At 38.5% G+C, this 15,611-nt stretch carries 14 protein-coding genes; 8 read left to right on the plus strand and 6 right to left on the minus strand.

Annotated features, from left to right (window positions below; translation table 11 throughout):
• Positions 1-20: 20 nt before the first annotated feature.
• The 3 genes from ACR5KR_RS23965 to ACR5KR_RS23975 all read right to left on the minus strand — a co-directional run bounded on the left by ACR5KR_RS23965 (position 21) and on the right by ACR5KR_RS23975 (position 2,816).
• A complete protein-coding gene (locus ACR5KR_RS23965; protein WP_448268246.1) occupies positions 21-560 on the minus strand; it encodes a Dps family protein in 540 nt (179 codons plus the stop codon).
• Between the two features lie 249 nt (positions 561-809).
• A complete protein-coding gene (locus ACR5KR_RS23970; RefSeq protein ID WP_448268247.1) occupies positions 810-1,166 on the minus strand; it encodes a hypothetical protein in 357 nt (118 codons plus the stop codon).
• A 549-nt stretch (positions 1,167-1,715) separates the two neighbouring features.
• The gene (locus tag ACR5KR_RS23975; RefSeq protein ID WP_448268249.1) at positions 1,716-2,816 is read right to left on the minus strand and encodes a glutamate-cysteine ligase family protein; all 1,101 of its coding nucleotides are present in this window, start codon (positions 2,814-2,816) and stop codon (positions 1,716-1,718) included.
• A gap of 385 nt (positions 2,817-3,201) precedes the next feature.
• Here ACR5KR_RS23975 and ACR5KR_RS23980 point away from each other — a divergent pair, with 385 nt between their 5' ends.
• The 4 genes from ACR5KR_RS23980 to ACR5KR_RS23995 all read left to right on the plus strand — a co-directional run bounded on the left by ACR5KR_RS23980 (position 3,202) and on the right by ACR5KR_RS23995 (position 7,832).
• Positions 3,202-3,879, plus strand: coding sequence for a Mo-dependent nitrogenase C-terminal domain-containing protein (locus ACR5KR_RS23980; RefSeq protein WP_448268250.1), 678 nt, complete (start codon positions 3,202-3,204; stop codon positions 3,877-3,879).
• Positions 3,880-4,131: 252 nt separating this feature from the next.
• Positions 4,132-4,911, plus strand: a complete 780-nt coding sequence (locus tag ACR5KR_RS23985; protein WP_448268251.1) for a DUF928 domain-containing protein — start codon at positions 4,132-4,134, stop codon at positions 4,909-4,911.
• Between the two features lie 108 nt (positions 4,912-5,019).
• Positions 5,020-7,239 (plus strand): CHASE2 domain-containing protein, encoded by a 2,220-nt coding sequence (locus tag ACR5KR_RS23990; RefSeq protein WP_448268253.1) that lies wholly within the window; start codon positions 5,020-5,022, stop codon positions 7,237-7,239.
• Positions 7,240-7,526: 287 nt separating this feature from the next.
• Positions 7,527-7,832, plus strand: a complete 306-nt coding sequence (locus tag ACR5KR_RS23995) for a hypothetical protein (RefSeq protein ID WP_322673668.1) — start codon at positions 7,527-7,529, stop codon at positions 7,830-7,832.
• Positions 7,833-8,382: 550 nt separating this feature from the next.
• On the opposite strand, the gene ACR5KR_RS24000 is transcribed toward ACR5KR_RS23995, so the two are convergent.
• Positions 8,383-8,832 (minus strand): orange carotenoid protein N-terminal domain-containing protein, encoded by a 450-nt coding sequence (locus ACR5KR_RS24000; RefSeq protein WP_448268254.1) that lies wholly within the window; start codon positions 8,830-8,832, stop codon positions 8,383-8,385.
• A 250-nt stretch (positions 8,833-9,082) separates the two neighbouring features.
• Between ACR5KR_RS24000 and ACR5KR_RS24005 the strand changes: the two genes are divergently transcribed.
• On the plus strand, positions 9,083-10,837 hold the full coding sequence (locus ACR5KR_RS24005) for an N-acyl-D-amino-acid deacylase family protein (protein WP_448268255.1): 1,755 nt from the start codon (positions 9,083-9,085) through the stop codon (positions 10,835-10,837).
• A gap of 43 nt (positions 10,838-10,880) precedes the next feature.
• Here ACR5KR_RS24005 and ACR5KR_RS24010 read toward each other — a convergent pair whose 3' ends face one another.
• Positions 10,881-11,195, minus strand: a complete 315-nt coding sequence (locus ACR5KR_RS24010) for a helix-turn-helix domain-containing protein (RefSeq protein WP_334716995.1) — start codon at positions 11,193-11,195, stop codon at positions 10,881-10,883.
• A gap of 169 nt (positions 11,196-11,364) precedes the next feature.
• Positions 11,365-11,541 carry a hypothetical protein gene (locus ACR5KR_RS24015; RefSeq protein ID WP_448268256.1) on the minus strand — a complete coding sequence of 59 codons (177 nt, stop codon included), beginning with the start codon at positions 11,539-11,541 and terminating at the stop codon, positions 11,365-11,367.
• Between the two features lie 455 nt (positions 11,542-11,996).
• Between ACR5KR_RS24015 and ACR5KR_RS24020 the strand changes: the two genes are divergently transcribed.
• From ACR5KR_RS24020 to ACR5KR_RS24030, 3 genes are all read left to right on the plus strand, one after another.
• On the plus strand, positions 11,997-13,946 hold the full coding sequence (locus ACR5KR_RS24020; protein ID WP_448268257.1) for a tetratricopeptide repeat protein: 1,950 nt from the start codon (positions 11,997-11,999) through the stop codon (positions 13,944-13,946).
• A gap of 124 nt (positions 13,947-14,070) precedes the next feature.
• Complete coding sequence (locus tag ACR5KR_RS24025; RefSeq protein ID WP_448268259.1) at positions 14,071-14,487, plus strand: Mpo1-like protein; 417 nt, start codon at positions 14,071-14,073, stop codon at positions 14,485-14,487.
• On the plus strand, positions 14,471-15,475 hold the full coding sequence (locus ACR5KR_RS24030) for a Rieske 2Fe-2S domain-containing protein (protein ID WP_448268260.1): 1,005 nt from the start codon (positions 14,471-14,473) through the stop codon (positions 15,473-15,475). Before ACR5KR_RS24025 ends, ACR5KR_RS24030 begins: the two co-directional genes overlap by 17 nt.
• Positions 15,476-15,611: the final 136 nt, after the last annotated feature.

Below are 15,611 nucleotides of genomic sequence, written 5' to 3' on the forward strand. Positions count from 1 at the left end.
CTTAACTCAGATGTTATGAGCTATACACCTACGGGAGTCTTAGCCCCTGCTGCTGGCTGTTTGCCATCTGCATCTAGTGCTTCGCCTTCAATAAATGAACGCAGCATCCAAGCTATTTCTTCATGCTGTTCGAGTAGTCCAGTCAAAAAGTCAGCAGTTCCTTGATCGTGGAATTTTTCACCAGACTGATCTACATGGTCTCTCAAATTACGAATAACCTGCTCGTGATCGTCCACTAAATTAGATACCATCCCTGTTGCTGTGGGCACATTACCACCATGTTCCTTAAGGGTAGCAAGCTTGAGAAATCCTTCCAATGTACCAACTGGATAACCGCCCAAAGCGCGAACCCGCTCTGCCAAAGCATCAATATTTAGAGTCAGCGTTTGGTAGTGTTCTTCCCAAAGCTGGTGCAAAGAGCGGAACTGAGGGCCAACGACATCCCAGTGATACTTTTTGGTTTTCACCAGCAGTAAATAGGCATCTGCTAAATCCTGATTCAACAGATTAATTACACCTTGACGCTGTTCGTCTGTCAAACCAATGTTTATCGCACGCATTATTTTCCATCCCTAAGCAAACTTATTTATTAACTTGCCAAATTTTCCACATAATCCACATCAACCAAAGGAAACATTATCAGTTTAAATTAATCATCACATTTCATAGCTATACTTACACCTTAATAGGGATGAACATATTTTTATATTTAATTTCAGTTGCGATCGCCACATTAAAAAGTAGTAATGGGTGACTGCTTTCATGCAATCACCCATTACTACCAAAAAATTACTAAGATACTAACTCTGTTATTTACCTGTAATTTTGTCAAATAAATTATTTGCTTTTTCTTCGATAGTTCTTGCACCCTGAGAATTTTCAGGACGCTTCTGCTTATCAATATCAGCGGCTCCCTGAACCTCATTCAGTCCTTCGTTAGCCTCCTTTTGAGTCTTTTCCAATCCTTCTGGTGGTTCTTTAGCGGCTTCGTCAGTTTTGCGCTGAATGTCAAGCAGTTGTGTAGTAGCTTCAGTAGGGTTACTTGGGTCGGTACCAATTGCAAAAGCAGGAAAAGCATTAGATAATAAGAGTAGGGCACAAGTAAAGGCCACTACTAAAAAACGTACTGGACGTAAAAAAGATAAAACAGAAGTAATCATCTTCATTTGAAATCCTCCATAACAGCTTTAACAACGCAGAACTTTTACTGAAAGAGCGAAGCATATACCTTTACTTACTCAGCAATTTTAAGCAATAATAAAAGTGGCAAGCTCCGCTTCAATTTAGAAGTTCTTGAAAAACGAACCTGACGAAGAGATTTTTTGTATTTCTGCATCGAATTAGTAAGGCGTAATAAGCAAATACCACCTTAATTCTTTAGCAAAATTATTAGATTTCATAATTGAAATCCTTCATTTCAGTTCCCTGTCTACACTTTTACTTTGAAAAAGCTAGGGTATGCATCAATCTCTAGAATGAATTTTACTACATCTTTAGTTAGAATAAAATCAGTCTCTAGGTATATCGACTTAATCTAGTTTTTTCAAGCTAATGCCTATACTATTTATGTTCAGTTAGCTGGACTTTATCAAATTAAAGGAATTGAAGGAATATGCACTTTAAAGGACATTTGTAAAGTATTAATTTATATAATTATATAAAGACTCTGCTTAATCCCCTCTTAATAAATAAAAGGAGAAAAATAAATCTTTTTTTTAAACTTGATAAGTCTGCCTTATAACCTCTTCTATTGAATTTACGTGATGAAACATTTCTATTAATTCATGGGATCTTGTTTTTCGCTTTTCCAGCAGCACTTTTAAGGGCGTTAAATAATGAACATCTGGGTCATCTCCTAAAGCAACTTCGGCTGCTTGGAAGATTTTTGTGGCATTTTCAAAAATATCTTCGTTTTCAAACGCTTCTTTTGCAGAAAGTTGGTGTAACGCTGCATCCGGTACAGTTGCTCTACCCAGTAAGGTTTTATCTAACACCAAACCTTTCAATAATACCAGCAAAGCCGCATAGATTAAAAAATTATCACAACTATCACAAGCTTTAAATTCGATGCGTCCCACTTCCGCCGGAATCCGGGCAATTTTTGTTAAGGCAGGTATACTATTAATAAGTTGTTCTTCTTTTTGAACAAAAACCAGAGTCGCTGGTCTTTTTCCAGTTCTGATAAATGTTCGTACCGATAGTCCATCCCATAAACCTCCATTATAAAAGGGAGAGCTATAACTAAAAGGAACGATATAGGGGCTGTAATAAGTGAACTTTCTGCCAATATCAATTACATCTTCAGTTGACAAATCTGCCACGGAAATATTTAAATCTGGCCCATAAGATACCATGTGAATATTAGCAGTTTGTTCGTCAGGAAAAGCTTCTAGCTGTTTAATTTCATAATTGTTTAATGGGGGTTGAGGCTCAAAAGCTGGATTGTAAGGATTGAAACTCACCAAAACTGGTGATAAGCCAAAGTCAGCGGCAACCTGACGTAGCAAGTTAAAACTTTCTGATAATTCAGTAATGGCGCCTAGAATACTAGAGTGGATAGTTGTTCTAATTTCAATACCTTTAACATGACAGTCTATGACTTCATCAGAATCCGCAAATCTTTCAAATCCCTCAATGTACCATCTCTTCATTTTAATACCCGCATCGCCAACGCGGAGTTGAGGATAATCACTGGGATATGTAGGTAGCCTTGCAATAATTTGATTGAAATCAGCAAATTTTGTGTGGGAGAAATCAGCAAATTTCCCCTCATTGTTCAAAAACGCGACTTCATGTTCAATGCCAAAGAAAAACATTATATACCTTAATTTTTGAGAGTTAACCTAATTTCACTAATGCCAAGCGATCGCAATTCTATAGAGAAGCAAGTAATATCAGTAAACGATTCATTAGAGAAAAGCGTCGGCGATATTTAGCTGGCAGGTTTGCATACTTAGAAAACTCCATCATTCTGTGGCGCAAATTACAGTCTTAAACCTGATGAATATTTGAGATACTCCAATTAAATTTACTTTAAGTAGAAATATTCTCAATAATCCTACAAATGAATTTTACCTTAAGACCGACTATTGCGATTTGAAAACTTCTCTGATTTATTTTTCTGTGCTGCTTCCACTATCTTCATAGTCACTGGTTAGGGTAGCGTAGTAGTGACTGAGGAAAGCTTGAGACATAGAGTTTATGACAAGTACCGTTCAATCCCCCTACAGCAGCGAACAGATTGCCGCTTGGTTGCGTGGACTGCTTACTATTGCTTGGGCTGATGGTAATTTTGACGATCAAGAACAGGAATTAATTGCCAGCATCACCGAAAATGAATTAGCTCCTAAGATTAAATTTGACTCACTAGAGGTAATTACGCCAGAGGAATTAGCCGCAGCGTTGGGTAAAGGTACACCAGCTGCAGAAAATTTCTTAAGGACAGCGATAATGGTAGCGATCGCAGATGGTACTTATTCTCCCAGCGAAGATGAAGTTCTGCAACAGTTCTGTCAAGCTTTGGAACAGCCACAGAAGTTACTCGAAGCCCTTCGCCACACTCTGGAATACCCACAGCAAATTACCCCCACTATCGCCAGCACTGGGCTAACAAAGCGTCAAATCAATGCCCTACACCCCCTGCAAGACTGGCTTGATGGGCTAGATATCCAAGACCCAAGAGTAGCCCGCTTTTTGTGTAAAATGATTCCCGCCCAGTGTCCCTTTGAACGGGATGTCACCCTATTTGGACGCAAAATTGTGCATATCCCACCGATGTGTAAAATTAACCCGTTATATGAGCAACTGGTAGGCTTACGTTTTCGTGCCCTCTCCTATTTAGCAGATAAATGCGGTGAAGATGTATCGCCATATATTTGAGCAGGGGAGCAGGGGAGTAGGGAGCAGGGGGGCAGAGGGGCAGGGGAGACAAGGAAGACAAGGGGGACAAGGGGGAATTATTGAACAAGTTTCTCCCTTGTCTCCTCCTCTTCCTCGTCTACCTTGTCTCTTGTCCATGCCCAATGCCCAATGCCCAATAAATAGTTCTGTAGTTGAGTGAAAAATCTAACTCTGCTTTTGGGAATACTTGATTTATTCACCTGACTAATCTAGAACTCAGGCATTATCAATATGAAATGGATGAAACCATCTTTATATTTTGTACCCTTTTCCTTACCTTTGTATTTGCTTTCTGCTTTAACAGCACAGGTACAAGCTCAGTCGTACCATGCCAATAAAACTTGGCAAATTAGTCAAACATTTAAACCACCACAGCGGGGAAAACTTCCTGCAAGTGCTGGTGGTTCTACCCGTGGTAGCTCTTGCCTAAAAGGCAAACAACTAATAACTCCCTTAATACCTCCAGATAAATTAGGGCTGACATTTGCTCAACATCCAACATTTTTCTGGTATATACCTCCATCTCAACTCAAAACAGCCAATTTTCTGCTTTTGACTGAAGACCAGAACGTATTTTATGAAACCTCTTTTACACTTCCAAATAAATCGGGAATTATTAGCTTTAAACTTCCTGACAGTGCCCCTGCACTCGCTGTAGGTAAAACTTATCATTGGTATCTAACAATTATTTGTGATAATCAAGACAATAGTGAAAATCCGACTGTAGATGGTTGGGTGGAACGCACTCAACCAGGAGCAACTTTGTCAGAGGCGTTAGCAAAGGCAAATTTGTACAAGTTGCCCACTATCTATGCAGAAGCTGGGATTTGGCATGAAGCGCTGACTAGTTTAGTGCAGCTACGCCGGACTGAGCCGAATAATTTCAAAGCGAGGCTGGATTGGAAACAATTTTTCAAGTCTGTAGGTTTGAGTGCGATCGCTTCCGAACCATTGATTGATTGTTGCACATTTACGAAAGAAGGGCACGAGGCATTGGGCAGAGGGCATTAGGCTGAGGAAAAATTCTTAACTCCTAACTCCTAACTCCTAACTCCTAACTCAGCACGGGCTAAACGCCCCGCTTCCGCTAACAACACTCAGCACTCAGCACTAAATATTATGTGGACAAAGCTGAAACCGCACATTTGGCAATGGCGGGGTGTTTTATTTGCTGTTCCCAATATTACAGCCCTGGTGATTGCAATACGCTTGACTGGATTACTGCAATTGTTGGAATTGGCAGCACTAGATCAATTTTTTCTCCTTCGTCCAAGAGAATCGGCTGATACCCGCATTGTCATAGTTGAGATTAATGAGGCAGATGTCCGCAAGCAGGAACAGTGGCCTATGCCTGATGGAAAACTTGCTAGTTTGTTAGAAAAAATCAAACAGCAAAAACCCAGAGCGATTGGTTTAGATATTTATCGTGATTTACCTGTAAATCCCGGTCATCAAGACTTACTTAAGGTGTTTAAGTCTACTCCTAATTTGATTGGAGTCCAAAAAGTCTCTGATACTATTGATAGTTCGGCGGTTGATTCATCTCCAGAACTGAAGAAACTTAATCAAGTTGGGTCGAATGATTTACCTATAGATGGAGATGGCAAAATTCGGCGAGCATTATTGTACGTAAATTTAAATAATGACGAGATTCTGGAAAGTTTTGGGTTAAAACTGGCATTGTTGTACTTGAAACCTGAAGGTATTACTGCCAAGCCATCGGCAACTAACTCTAATTACTTGCAGTTAAATCGGGGTATTTTCCCAATTTTTGAACCTAATGATGGAGGTTACGTCCGAGCTGATGCTGGAAGCTATCAAGTGCTGTTGAATTACCGAGGACGGATAGAGCAGTTTACTAAAGTTTCTCTTACTCAAGTGCAAGAGAATCTCATTCCACCAGATTTAATGCGAGACAAGGTGGTACTAATTGGTGCTACTGCTGAAAGTTTAAAGGATCTATTCTATACACCTTACAGCAGTAATGTGTTGACCGATCCGGAACGGATGGCGGGTGTGACAATTCATGCTAATTTGATTAGTCAAATTTTAAGTTCGGCAATGGAAGGCCGTCCATTGATTAAGTGTTTACCTGACCCGCTAGAATGGCTATTAATTTTGATCTGGTCAATTATTGGTGCTAGCTTGTGTTGGCTGCAACGCCACAGTAGCAACCAGAAAATCCTCATGGCTGTTAGTGTTTTATTGGCAGGTGGGGGTTTAATTGGTGGTAGTTTTCTGGCGTTTTTGGCTGGTTGGTGGATTCCCGTTATCCCTTCATTGCTAGCTTTTGGAGGTTCTGCGATCGCACTTACTCAGTATATTGCCCAAAGTGCTACCGAGATGCGAAAAACCCTCGGCCGCTATCTAACTGATGAAATCGTCGCTAATATCCTCGAAACTCCTTCTGGGTTAAAGCTAGGAGGAGAACGCCGAAAAGTTACGGTTCTCGTATCTGATTTAAGAGGATTCTCGGCTATTTCCGAACAATTGCCCCCGGAAGAAGTAGTAAAGATTTTGAATCTTTATCTGGGAATAATGACAGATGTGATTAACCACTATAAAGGCACGATTAATGAGTTCATGGGTGATGGGATTTTTGTGGTGTTTGGTGCGCCAATTAGTCGCAAGGATGATTCTCAACGAGCCATCGCTTGTGCGATTGCCATGCAGTTAGCAATGCAGCAAGTGAATGAACAAAATCAGCACATGAATTTCCCAATTCTGGAAATGGGAATTGGGATTAATACAGGAGAGGCTGTAGCGGGAAATGTTGGTTCTCAAAAACGCGCTCAATATACAGTTATTGGCAGTCATGTTAATTTGGCTGCTCGAATTGAATCTTATACAGTGGGAGGACAAATTTTAATTTCCGAAAATACCTGTAAGGATGCCAATATTGACCTACAAATTGCTGGGCAATCACAAATAGAACCCAAGGGCATAAAACACCCTGTGACAATTTGTGAAATTCGTGGCATTGGTGGTAAATATAATTTATTCTTGCCTAAATATGATGAAGAAATGATCGTTCTTACTCAAAAAATACCTGTAAAATACTCCATTTTGCAGGGAAAACATGCAGTAGGAACAGTATTTATGGGTGAATTGATTAGCCTCTCAGAAAAAGGAGCGCAGCTGCGATCGCCACATTCTTTAGAACTCTTGAGTAATCTCAAACTCCAGTTATTGATTGAGGCAGAAATGGCTACAGAAGAAGATATCTATGCCAAGGCAATCGAACAGTCTAATGTTGACGAGCATCTTTTTCTGCTTCGGTTTACAGCAGTTCCCCCAAAAGCGATCGCAATTCTCAATGCACTGCGTCAACTAGGGTGAGATGAAAGCATCAATCTTGAAATGATAACAAATGGAGGTGTATGTAAATAGGGTAAACCGAAAAAGTAGGTAGTATAGCTTTTTCTAAAACAGTAACAATTGTTGCTGATACAATCAAGCGATCGCGGTAATATTTTGGACTTAAGCCCGATCTAACTCCAATAACTCATAATTTTCAACGAATAATTAATAATTCGTAATTTCTGCTATATAGCAACTCACTTGAGTTCTGGAGTTAAAAATATGATTTCTTCTAAAACTGAGATTCAATTACATCCTAAGAACAAATGACAAACGGAAACAAATTTCAAAGATTAGTAGAACTTGCAAATGATTATGGAATTATTTGCGAACCAACACCAGAAGAATGTTTGATTGCATCCTTGCCTGGAGATGATGATTTCTTATTAGCTTTTACTTGGTCTGGTACAGTTGAGGGAGAGCCGCCAGAGCATGAATTAATCGCAGTTAGCGTACAAGATATAGTCAAAGAAGTTACCGTTGCAGCTTGGCAGATTCCTTTTTATTTATTCGGAAACGTTTTAAGGCAAGCTCAGATGCTTGTCGCTGCTCACAAAGATTTTGTTAGCTAAGAGACAAGCTATTATCTCAAAACTGCTATCCCTGTCACAGACAGTTGACAGGGATTTTTATTTCAACTACTGCTTTAAAGATTTAAGTAGGTAGACATAATTAAATATAAAATAAACTCCTAGTTTGTAGTGAGCGATTTATCGCTCAGAGCAAGGATAATCGGCACTAAAGTCCTTACTAAAAACTTGAAATTTATTATGCCTAGATACTTATAAAATAAATCTGTTGAAAGCTTAAAAAGATCGCGATTGCTCGAAGTGTACTTGATTATAATGCGATCGTGCGGTTGGAAAAATCTAAATCAAGCGCTAGGGACGGAAGACCTTATGCCCCTACAATCAATGTGGTTCAAATACATACCTGAAAACTGTTATAAAATGAGTCAACCGACAGATATTAACTTTCATCAAGACTACCGCAAAGATGAGCATCTCTGCGGTAGTTCTAAGTTAAGGTCTATTAAAGTAGAGTAAAAACAGCCAGGTCTAGCTTAATTTACTACTTTCAGTTATCCCCAATTCTAGAAAGTTTGAAAATTCTTGGACTTAACTAACCGAACGTTTCCACAACACTCAACATAAAATTAATCCGTTGCTCAAACTCCAGATTTTTGATCGATGCGACAAATTCATCTGTTTCAGTTGGAAGTTGATAGTCCGAGGGCACTTGAATTATGCTTCCATCCTCCATTCCTTGTGCCAGCAGAAACCAAACGTCTAATTTGGCATTGGGACTCAGACTATTATAGGTTTGGCTGATATCGTTAGCTGCACCATTAATAATGTCGCGTTGTGCTTGCAGTTGCTCTTCTTTAGACAAGTCCAGGAATTTGTCAAACACTGCTTTGGCAGGCTGTTCAACGCTTGGAGGAGGTGCTGGTTGTAGCTGCTCTTTAAGATCGAGATAACCGAACCAAAGTAGGGCTAGCTGAGTATCTACATCAAAGCGTTGAAAAGTTTCTAAAGCTGGTCTTGTTGCTTCATCAATTGTGTAAGTCATAAAAAACTCCAACTAAGTTAAGGGTATTTTGCTTTCAACTTCATACAACTTAACGAACAAATACAGATAGATAACCCTACTTAGGGTAGGTATAGAACTTATTACATAAGACAGATATAGATAACTGAAATTGCTAGTTACAAAAATGCCTGCTTCGATGTATGTGAAAACTCTCAGCGATCGCTTGAAGGGGTTCATGATTATGTAGTATAAGATGTAGCAATGAATATTTGCGTCATACTGTGGTGCGATGGCGTACCCGCCCACTGTAGGCGATGTCAAAGGAAAACAAACAATCATGTTAGATTTGCTGATTCAAAACGGGTTAATTTTCGATGGCTTAGGCTCTCCACCTGTTCGCAAAGATATCGGCATTCAAAACGGACGGATTGTCACCCTTGCACCCTTCTTAACTACCCCAGCGCGTGAAGTGGTTGATGCTTCTGGGTTATGGGTGACACCGGGATTTATAGATATTCATACTCATTACGATTTAGAGTTAGAAATTGCACCAGGATTGAGCGAATCAGTGCGTCATGGTGTTACCAGCGTGGTTATTGGTAACTGTAGCTTGTCTGTTGCGATCGCCCAACCCCAAATCCTGGCTGATATTTTTCAGAGAGTAGAGACACTTTCCCATCGGCTGATTGCAAAATGGCTACAAAAGTCGGTTTCCTGGCAAACACCAGCAGAATATTTACAGCATTTGCAACAGTTACCCCTCGGCCCCAATGTTGCCCCAATGTTTGGACACAGTGCCTTACGCGCTCATGTGATGGGATTAGAACGCAGCTTAACTGTTCAGCCGACAAAATTTGAACTAAAACTTATGCAGCGCATAGCCAGAGATGCAATAGATGCTGGCTTTATTGGCATTTCTATTGATATGTTTCCCTGGCATCGGATGAGTGGAGAATGGCAAGGCTGCACAATTCCCTCTCAACACGCGAAATTTAAAGAATATGCAATGTTAGCGGATTTGTGTCGGCGGTGCGATCGCGTTTTTCAAGTCACACCCAATTTACAAAGACTTGCTTCCTTTGTAGATATTCTGCGGATGGGTTCAGGGATTGGACAAAAACCACTGCGGCTAACAGTCCTCTCAGCCTTAGATGCCGTACACGATCGCAACCTCTGGCGAATATTTTCCCCGCTACTATTTATTTGGAATCGGCTTCTAAATGGTAATGTGCGTTTTCAAACCTTAACCGAACCTTTCACCATTTACTCTGATGGATCTGTGACTCCCTTATTTGAAGAATTCTCCACAGGCGCACAACTCAATGGTTGTCAATCACGAGAAGAAAGGCAACAATTATGGGCATCGGAAGTTTTTCGTTGTCAATTTCGCCAAGAATGGCTGAGTAAACGGCGTAAATCATTCCATCGTCAGTTAGATTTGATGGAAGTTATTCACTGTCCTGAAGCAAGTTGGCAAGGGTTAAGTTTTGCCCAAATTGCTCGTCAAAAGCAACAAGAACCAGTGGATTTATTTATCCACGCATTACAAAAATACGATACAGATTTACGCTGGGTAGCGACGGGAGCGAATGATCGCCTCAAACCCCGTTTAGCGATGATGCAGCATCCGCATATTTTGCCTGGTTTTACCGATGCTGGCGCTCACGTGCGTAACCTGGGCTACTATGATGGAGCTTTGTCTTTGCTCAAACAAGCAGTTGCAACGAAATTTCTTTCACCGGAAGCTGCGATTTGCCGCGTTACCGGAGAACCTGCTGGTTGGTTTCGTCTTGATACGGGAGTTCTGAAAGTTGGTGCAAAAGCAGATATAGTTTTACTCGATCCCAATGCTTTAAATCAGCCAATTAGCCCGCAAGTGCAGATATCAGATCCAGTTTTAGATGGTGAACCTCGGATGGTTAAGCGCGGTTCGGATGAGATTGTGCAAGGAGTTTATATTAATGGAGTTCGGGTTGTTTGTCGGGGGAAAGTGAGCGATCGCTTGGGGCGTGAAAAGTTGGGAACTGTTTTGTTTCCTGTTTGAATTATCTCATACGGAGGCTTGAGAGGAGAGCATTGAATTGCTTTTACCCCACACCAGCAATCACCTGTCCAATATCTTGAGGAGTTGCACCTGTTGCTAACATTGCCCGGATCAACAATTCAATTGATACTGAAGCATCGCCATTTTCAGCTTTAGCAATTCGAGGTTGGCTAGAACTAATCTTAGCCGCGAGTTCACTTTGAGTCATAAGTTTTTGTCGGCGCTCCTTCAAGTTTTGGCTGAGAGCTAGCTTAATTTCAACTAAGATATTTTCTTCAGGTGTTAACTCCAAAAAATCTGAAACTGTGCCAATTTTCCAGCCTTTAGATTCCAAACGTTCTCTCTTCGCTTGATCCATCATATTACTCCTGTTGATCGGTATCGTATTTCCTCAGACGCTTTTTGCAAACCTCAATTATCTTCTTGGATGTTGTTCTCGTTGTTTTATTAAAGACTTCAACAATCAAGATTGCATCGTCATCAATCCGATAAATGATCCTCCAGTTTTTATCTGCATCTCGAATACGTCATTCATGACAGTGAATTCCTATACTTGGCATAGGGCGTGAATGTGGCAACCCAAGGGATTCATCTTCCTGTAATTGTCTGAGCAGAACACCCGCTTCTATGCGTGCTTCTTGACTGAAAGGTGGGGTTTTAACTTCACCATGTAACCAAACTAAAGGTTTACTTTGATCTCCCATGCTGTAGTTATATCATATCTGATATATTGATATAATATACCTATGAAAGCGAACTTATATTAATGGGATTCAGGTTGTTTGTGTGGGCAAGGTGAGCGATCGCTTGGGGCGTGAAAGGTTGGGAAGTGTTTTGTTTCCTTGTTGAATTATCTTACGGAGAGTTGTATCGGCAATCACTCCTCAATGGCTTGTAAAATTTAAACAGCAATAAATTCCTCCATGCTTATTCTTATGAATGTAAAACTCCCGATCGACAAAGACAAGCTACAGGCAAACACTAATATAAACATAAATAAAGAAACAGAAAACGAAAAAGTTCTATGTTCTCATTGTCAGCGCACTGCTACGAACGGTATTAAATGTAAAGGTATTTGTGTGGCTGATAATGACTATTAAGGTATAAATTATATGCAAACCTCTGCTTAATAACCTATCCATTATTTTTATGAAATACTATGACGACTCGAAAGAAAATATCTAGTGATATAGAAACTGAAGTTCTGTATAAAAGTGGTAGAAGGTGCTGTCTTTGTTTTGGTTTAAATAATGATTTTTGTGAGAAGCCAGGACAAATAGCTCACTTGGATAGAAATAACTGTAATAGCAAACTAGAAAATTTAGCTTTTCTCTGTCTTGAACATCATGACAAGTATGATACAAGAACAAGCCAGAGTAAAGGCTGGACTATCGGTGAAGCTAAGAAATATATAAATGACCTACACTTAGCAGTTGAAAAATGGCGGAAAAATTCTCAATATTATCAAGATATGGAGAATTCTATTAAAGAATTAAAACCCGCCTCAGATAATGAAATACTTATCCTCATAGCTGATTTTTTTAATGCTAGCAAAAATGTAAATTATGATGTTACTGGCAGTATACTAGAATCACTCAATACTTCTCTGAATAAATCTAATTTTAATGATGTAAGAATCGAATCTGTCAAGGAAGTATTTAGACGCAATGAATTTGAAGTTATGAAAGCTGTGGGTAAGAGTTACAATGCTACGGCTTTTATCTGGGGACATTATGATGATGGAGGAATTTTTCCACGCTACACTATTTTACAAAAAGATAAACTAATAATTCCAAATGAGATACCTGCTAGGTTTGTAAATTTAATGCATCCACCTGATGATTTTCCTATTTACATTCATCATTATTTACCTTTTCAATTTACTTACCTTGTTCAATTTACCATTGGGCAAATTTATTTCTGGAAAAATGAGTTTAAATCGTCTAGATTCTTCTTAGAAGATGCCTTAAAATGTATGAAATCAGTAAACAATGAAGAAATCAAAGAAAGTTTAGCAAATTTATATTTTTATTTAGGATTCGTCAATATTGCTCTCAATGAAAAATATGAGTTTATTGAACAAGCTTTTAGTAAAGGTATAGAATCAGGCAATAGCCATCCGGTAGGATACTTCAATCGCGCTGTTGCTAACATTCAGATGGGCAATACTACTCAAGCATTGTCAGATTTTTCAACGGCTATTGAGCTAGATGGAAGCTGCTCTCATGCTTACTATGGGCGTGGTATTACTTATACGGAACTAAATAAACTTGATTTAGCTGTACTTGATTTTACTCAAGCAATAGATATCGATAAAAATTTTATAGATGCTTACTACAATCGAGGAAACGCATATCGTCTTTTGGAAGAAGCAGAGAAAGCGATTTTAGACTATACAAAAGTAATTGAACTTAATGATGGCTATATAAATGCCTACTATAACCGAGGAATTGTTTATTCTGATTTAAGTAATTTAAGACAAGCATTAGAGGATTATAATATAGTAATTCAATTAAACATAAAATATGTACTTGTCTACAATTCACGAGGAAATTTGTACAAAAAAATAGGTGATGAAAAAGCAGCGTTTGAAGATTATAAACAAGCAATTGAAATAGACCCACAATACGATATGCCACACTACAACTTAGGAATTTTGTATGTAAAATTTGGTGAAATAGAAAAGGGAATTGCTGAATATAATATAGCAATTCAGATAAACTCAACATATTCTAAAGCATATTATAATCGTGGTAATGCTTATTTTTTATTAAATAAGTTAGATAATGCGTTATCCGATTACTCTAAGTCTATTGAGTTAGAACCTGAATATACTGGTGCTTATGTTAATAGAGGAAATATTTATAAGACTATGGGTTGTTTTAACGAAGCTATTCTAGATTATGAGAAAGCCATAGAGTTAGATCCATCTCTAGCACCTGCATATTTTAATAGAGCCTATACTTACCTGCATCTTAAACAACTAAATCAAGCAATTTCTGATTTCCATAAATTATTAGAGCTTGCTCCCGATACTCATAACAAGCAAAACATAATTGATCTGATAAATTCTCTAAATATAGATGGATTAGCAAGCTCAAACTTTTAAAACCAACGAAACCTACCTAACAACTGACGTACCAGAATGTTGTGTTTTGGCGGTCTTAGCCGTTATCTGTAGAGCGATCGCACTCTTGGCACTAAACTAAAGATTAATTCTAGAAGGTTTTGACATGAATTATTATAATCCTCAACAAAAGTTAAAAAATCGGATTAATAATCAAATTCTTGATCATCCTTTTACAAACTATTGGGACATTTTTATTCTTAAACATCAACATCCAATTAATATTACTCTACACATTTTTGGGATATTCTTTTTTTACAGTTTACTTTTTTATACTTGGAAGTTGCAAAATTTTTGGTTGCTCTTGGGCCTACCGTTAACTCAATTGTTGGGATTAACTGGACATTTTTTATTTGAGCGTAGCCATATTGATTTACAAGATGCTGTATTTTCTTGGCGGGCTTCTTATTGTTTAGGTAAAATGTTATTTAGAATTTTGACGGGGAAATATCGAGATGATATTCGCCAACGACAAGAAATATTAAATAATTATCTATTAAACAATTATGAAAGTATTCAATAATTGGGATGTGATTGCTAAAGGTTGGTATATTGCCTGTGCTAGTCATGAAATCCCTAAAAAAACAGCAAAATCTGTAGAAGTATGCGGTCATAAAATTGTCATTTTTAGAGGTGAAGATGGGCAAGTACGGGCTTTAGATGCTTACTGCCCTCATTTGGGGACAGATTTAGGAATTGGGAAGGTTGATGGTAATTGGATTCGTTGTACATTTCATCATTGGGCATTTGATGAAACAGGAATTTGTCAAAATATTCCCTGTCAATCAGAAATTCCTACTCAAGCTAAATTACAAGCTTATGCAACAGAGGAAAAGTATGGATTTATCTGGATTTATCCAGATGCTAAAGCACCAGAGAGAGTAGCTGATTTTGATGAATTAAAGGGAAAAGAAATTGTTGCACAAGCTGATATTGCATTTGCCAGAAGTTGCCATCATCATATTTGTATGATGAACGGTATTGATGCTCAACATTTAAAAACAATTCATCATTTAGACATCAAAATGAATTTGTCGCTACATCGCAGTGAATTAGGAACGCAAATTGACTTTACAATGCGGGGACAATTCCCTCAAACTACTTGGAGAGAAAAGTTAGGTCAAAGATTTCTTGGTTCTACATATCAATATTCAATGCGTTATGCTCATGGTTGCATTGGTTTGTTAACAATGATGAAAGATGTCAGGCTTTTTCCGCCACTGTATATGATATATGCTTATACTCCAATTTCACCTGGAAAAACGAGAATTCAACCGATTTATGTAACTGAAAAACGTCAAGGTATTCTAGGGTATCTACTTAGTCAGTTTTTGCTATTCTGTACTCGCTTGGCTTACTATATGCTCAGAGATGAAGATGGCAAAATTTACGATAATATTCGCTTTAATCCGAATTTACTCCTTAGTATCGATCGGCCATTAGCTGAATATATGGAGTATGTAAATCAGCTAGAACCGTCTCGATGGTCAAAAAATAGGGGTGTAAAATAGTAGACTGGATTAGCGATCGCGTAACCAATAAAAGCTTTGATAATGTTGCGTTTTGTTTCTCAATCTAAATACATCTTAATTATTTTGTAGAGTGCGTGATTTACATCAACTCTGATTTAAAAGGTGCAAGATGTAA

Source organism: Nostoc sp. DSM 114159, assembly GCF_053470285.1.

What these genes read in the sequence shown, in the direction of transcription:
- ACR5KR_RS23995 (WP_322673668.1), top strand. Translation starts at nt 7,527, where the DNA reads ATGACAAACGGAAACAAATTTCAAAGATTAGTAGAACTTGCAAATGAT.
- ACR5KR_RS24000 (WP_448268254.1), bottom strand. Translation starts at nt 8,832, where the DNA reads ATGACTTACACAATTGATGAAGCAACAAGACCAGCTTTAGAAACTTTT.
- ACR5KR_RS24005 (WP_448268255.1), top strand. Translation starts at nt 9,083, where the DNA reads ATGGCGTACCCGCCCACTGTAGGCGATGTCAAAGGAAAACAAACAATC.
- ACR5KR_RS23980 (WP_448268250.1), top strand. Translation starts at nt 3,202, where the DNA reads ATGACAAGTACCGTTCAATCCCCCTACAGCAGCGAACAGATTGCCGCT.
- ACR5KR_RS24020 (WP_448268257.1), top strand. Translation starts at nt 11,997, where the DNA reads ATGACGACTCGAAAGAAAATATCTAGTGATATAGAAACTGAAGTTCTG.
- ACR5KR_RS23970 (WP_448268247.1), bottom strand. Translation starts at nt 1,166, where the DNA reads ATGAAGATGATTACTTCTGTTTTATCTTTTTTACGTCCAGTACGTTTT.
- ACR5KR_RS24015 (WP_448268256.1), bottom strand. Translation starts at nt 11,541, where the DNA reads ATGGGAGATCAAAGTAAACCTTTAGTTTGGTTACATGGTGAAGTTAAA.
- ACR5KR_RS24030 (WP_448268260.1), top strand. Translation starts at nt 14,471, where the DNA reads ATGAAAGTATTCAATAATTGGGATGTGATTGCTAAAGGTTGGTATATT.
- ACR5KR_RS24025 (WP_448268259.1), top strand. Translation starts at nt 14,071, where the DNA reads ATGAATTATTATAATCCTCAACAAAAGTTAAAAAATCGGATTAATAAT.
- ACR5KR_RS24010 (WP_334716995.1), bottom strand. Translation starts at nt 11,195, where the DNA reads ATGGATCAAGCGAAGAGAGAACGTTTGGAATCTAAAGGCTGGAAAATT.
- ACR5KR_RS23985 (WP_448268251.1), top strand. Translation starts at nt 4,132, where the DNA reads ATGAAATGGATGAAACCATCTTTATATTTTGTACCCTTTTCCTTACCT.
- ACR5KR_RS23965 (WP_448268246.1), bottom strand. Translation starts at nt 560, where the DNA reads ATGCGTGCGATAAACATTGGTTTGACAGACGAACAGCGTCAAGGTGTA.
- ACR5KR_RS23990 (WP_448268253.1), top strand. Translation starts at nt 5,020, where the DNA reads ATGTGGACAAAGCTGAAACCGCACATTTGGCAATGGCGGGGTGTTTTA.
- ACR5KR_RS23975 (WP_448268249.1), bottom strand. Translation starts at nt 2,816, where the DNA reads ATGTTTTTCTTTGGCATTGAACATGAAGTCGCGTTTTTGAACAATGAG.